This window comes from Microcystis sp. M049S2 (assembly GCF_020245625.1).
In the GTDB taxonomy this organism is placed as follows: domain Bacteria; phylum Cyanobacteriota; class Cyanobacteriia; order Cyanobacteriales; family Microcystaceae; genus Microcystis; species Microcystis ichthyoblabe_A.
In genome coordinates this window covers 1-3,747 of record NZ_JADBUN010000290.1, presented here as the reverse complement: position 1 = coordinate 3,747, position 3,747 = coordinate 1, and the positions used below count along the sequence as shown (strand labels likewise).

Annotated in this window: 2 protein-coding genes; one reads left to right on the top strand and one right to left on the bottom strand. The window is 42.8% G+C overall.

Annotated features, from left to right (window positions below; all coding sequences use genetic code 11):
- Positions 1-436: 436 nt before the first annotated feature.
- Positions 437-2,560 (bottom strand): serine/threonine-protein kinase, encoded by a 2,124-nt coding sequence (locus IM496_RS21985; RefSeq protein ID WP_287663340.1) that lies wholly within the window; start codon positions 2,558-2,560, stop codon positions 437-439.
- Positions 2,561-2,768: 208 nt separating this feature from the next.
- Between IM496_RS21985 and IM496_RS21980 the strand changes: the two genes are divergently transcribed.
- Complete coding sequence (locus IM496_RS21980) at positions 2,769-3,437, top strand: hypothetical protein (protein WP_104397215.1); 669 nt, start codon at positions 2,769-2,771, stop codon at positions 3,435-3,437.
- Positions 3,438-3,747 lie beyond the last annotated feature (310 nt).

The window sequence follows — 3,747 nt, the reverse complement described above, 5'->3', positions numbered from 1 at the left end:
TAGGTAGGCGTTAAAAGTTGTCAGATGCCCCCCTTATTAAGGGGGGATTAAAGGGGGGACTAAGGGGGGATCGGCACCCCCCTTATCAAGGGGGGCAGGGGGGATCGAACCTAAAATCCATTTTTAATTTAATTATAACCAGCTACTTATGACTCTTAAACTATATTATTGTCCTTGAGTAAAAAATGCAAGTTGTAGCCGCGCAAAGTATATCTACATCTGGGACTAATTTCAGATATAACCAGATTTGATATTAATTCTAAATCTAGTCGATGGGGAAGAAATAATGGTGGTTATAGACGAAAAGGGAGACAAAAAGATATGGTGGGAGCTTATTGGCACTTGGGAGAACTGAAAAAACAGTTTTATCAAGGACGGGAATTATGGCGGAGAAATACTGGTAAAAAGCGATAAAGCTCCAGAAAAAGAGCGGAAGTTAGGGAACAGGTTCCTCATTATCCACTTTCGGGGTTTGGTTTTGGGGAGATTGCTGAAGTTCTTGCCAGCGAGTTTCTGCCAGTTGTTTTTGTGTTTGCACTTCTTGGTCATTGGAACGATAACGAAGTGATTCTTGATAAGCTTGAATCGCTCGCTCGTATTGACCGAGTTTAAACCAACTATTGCCTAAACTTTTCCAGGTTTCTGGGTTATCTTTTTGTCTTTGAATCGCCTGTTGATAGGCGATTATGGCTTGGGAATAGTCGCCTAAACGATACCAAGCGTTACCGATACCGATAAAAACTTCAGATTTTTGGGAAGAAATACGGCGAGCTTTTTCGTAGGATGCGATCGCTTCTTGAAATCTTTCCAGTTGATGAAGTAATGCCCCTTGATTTAACCAGGCTTGATAATAATTAGAATTGGCTTGGGTTGCTTGCGTAAATGCCTCCAAAGCTTCTGAATTGCGGCCTAATTTTTGCAGAATAATCCCTTGGCTATAGTGAGCTTGGGAAAATTGGGGATTAAATTGTCCGGCTTTGCTATAACTTTCTAAGGCATCATTAATTTTATTTAATTGATACAAACTATTTCCTTTTTGATACCAAATTAAGGCATTATCTGACTCGATCGCTAGAGCCTGATCGTAGGCTTTAACTGCCCCTTCATAATCCTCAAGATTTTGTAATGACCAACCTTTTTTATACCATATTTTGGCATCATTTTTTTGAAAAGTTAACAATTTTTCAAGAGCTTTTTGGGCGGCGGAATATTGTTGCAGTTCTAGATAAATATCGGCTTTACCTTGCCAAGCTTGACTAGCAGCAGGATTAAGAGATAAGACCCGCTCAAAACTTTCTAAAGCCTCCTGATTTTTGCCTAATTTATCTAAAGCTTCCCCGCGACCGAGCCAAGCTTGCCAAGCGGAATCTGGGTTAATTTGAATAGCTTTTTCGTAGGTATTTAAAGCTTCCGAGTATCTTTTTAAAGCCAATAAAGCATCAGCTTGTCCTTGCAATGCCTCAAGGTAATCGGGATTAATTTTTAAAGCTTGATCATAAGAATTAAGGGCATCGGTATAACGTTTGAGTTGATAAAAAGTCTGGCCTTGTTGATAGTAATTAATAGAATTACGGGAATTTTGCCAATAGTCAAAACCCAGATAAGCACCAGCTATTAAACCAATTGTCCCCGATACAAACAAGATTTTTGTTAGCCAAGATTTCCCTTGACGAGCAACTTGACTTTGAGATTTCACCGCCTGGGTATTTTTCGGATCGAGATGATGAATTTTCCCTAATTTTCTCAGAGCGATTAATGCTTCACTGGCGCTGGTATAACGCTGACGAAAATCATAGCGGATCATGCGCTCGATAACATCACTAAACTCGGCGCTAATCATGGCCAAATGTTGCCAGAGAATTTCCCCCGTGCGAGAATCCAAGGGAATATCTTCGGGAGCTTTACCGGTTAAAGCTTGTAATCCAATCATACCAGTGGCATAAATATCGCTACTAAAACGGGGATAACCTTGGGCCTGTTCACTGGGGAAATAACCAGGGGTACCGATAGCGACTGTAGAAACGGTTTTACCTTCTTGAACTACTTGCGTGCTAATTTGTTTGACAGCGCCAAAATCAATTAAAACCAATTGATCATCTTGACGACGACGAATAAGATTGAAGGGATTAACATCGCGATGGATCACCTGTTTCTGATGGACAAATTCGAGAATTGAGAGAATTTCTGTTAATAAAGCCACTACTTTCTCTTCATTTTGCCTATAGACACCGGCAGTAATTTCTGTGGCTAAATCTTCCCCTTCAATGTATTCTTGCACGAGGAAAAATTGCCCATTTTCCTCAAAATAAGCAAATAAACGGGGAATATGGCGATGATTGCCCAATTCTTGCAGGATTTTCGCCTCGGTTTCAAACAGTCGTCTAGCGATGGCTACAGTTTCGGCATTCCGGCACTGGGGTTGAAATTGTTTGATCACACAGCGATTTTGATTGGGTAACTGGCGATCGCAGGCTAAGAAAGTTTGTCCGAATCCCCCTTTTCCCAATTGACGGATAATTTGGTAGCGATGACTAAGGATTTTTCCGGCAGCGAGTTCCATAGACGATGGCAATCCAAGGTTTTTTACTATTCTAGGCTTTTCGGCTCTCTTTTGCGGTCGCTGGACAAAACGCAGAAATTCCCCTATTCTACTTTTTTCCCTATAGAGAGGGAAAAAATTCCCTGTGGAGGGGACTGACATGACAGACAGAAAAAAATAATCTAGAAACAGAGAAAGTTCACTGTTGTTTTTTGAGAGGATAACCGCTATGTCTATCAATCCTGGTACTAGAGCCGGCACAGCTTTACTGATTACCCTGCTGATGGGGTCGATGTCCGGTACTTTTCCCGTCCTCGCTCAAAGTAATATTAATCGGCAACGTCTCATCGCCCAACAAATCTCGATTCCGGCCGGAACAGTTATCCCTTTGAATTACGAGAAAGCCGATAAAATTTTAGTTTCTAAAAGTGATGTTATTCCTCTGACTTTAACCGTAGCCAGAGATATTCGTGATCGGAATGGGAGTGTGGTGATTGCAGCGGGAAGTGAAGTGAAGGGTACTTTAGAAGCGGCGGGCCGAGGTGTGCGCTTTATTGCCGATGAAATTGCCCTCGATGGGGGCAATCGCACCATTCCCCTCAATGCCACTTCCCGATTAATTACTACCACTGAAACCGTGCGTAAAGGGGCAAAAACTCAAGATATCTTAGCGGGAACCGTCGCCGGTGCGGGGGCAGCCACAGCGATCGCTGCTCTTACAGGCGATCGCAAGATCGAAGTTCTCGATGTTTTAGCGGGGGCAGCCGTGGGAACCCTTGCAGGATGGGGTTTACCGACGGCGGGAATTGTCGGTGGTAGTTCCGCGCAGTTATACTCTGTTAACCCTGATCGAGATTTAAATATTACCCTGCAATCGCCCCTAGTGATCAGAGATTAGTTAGGGTCTGCTGAAAAAGTTTTTCGTGGTGGCAGGGTGTGGGGTGTGGGGTGTGGGGTGTAGGGTTTTAGCGATTTTGAGGTAGTCAGTTACCTAATTTTCAGGGAAAAAGTCCAGGAATTTTACCCCCGATCACTCCAATGGTAGGCACTTTTTGAGGTCAAAAAAGTCTAACCTGCATTATTCATGAAGACTTTGGAAAATCCTCGAAAGCCTTGGCAAGAAGTTCATCTAGCGATCTGGCTGAAAAACAGTCTGTTTTTTGAGATGTCCTCACAATCAGGTTTTTGCCAGTTGGTGAATAATGCAG

What these genes read in the sequence shown, in the direction of transcription:
- IM496_RS21980 (WP_104397215.1), top strand. Translation starts at nt 2,769, where the DNA reads ATGTCTATCAATCCTGGTACTAGAGCCGGCACAGCTTTACTGATTACC.
- IM496_RS21985 (WP_287663340.1), bottom strand. Translation starts at nt 2,560, where the DNA reads ATGGAACTCGCTGCCGGAAAAATCCTTAGTCATCGCTACCAAATTATC.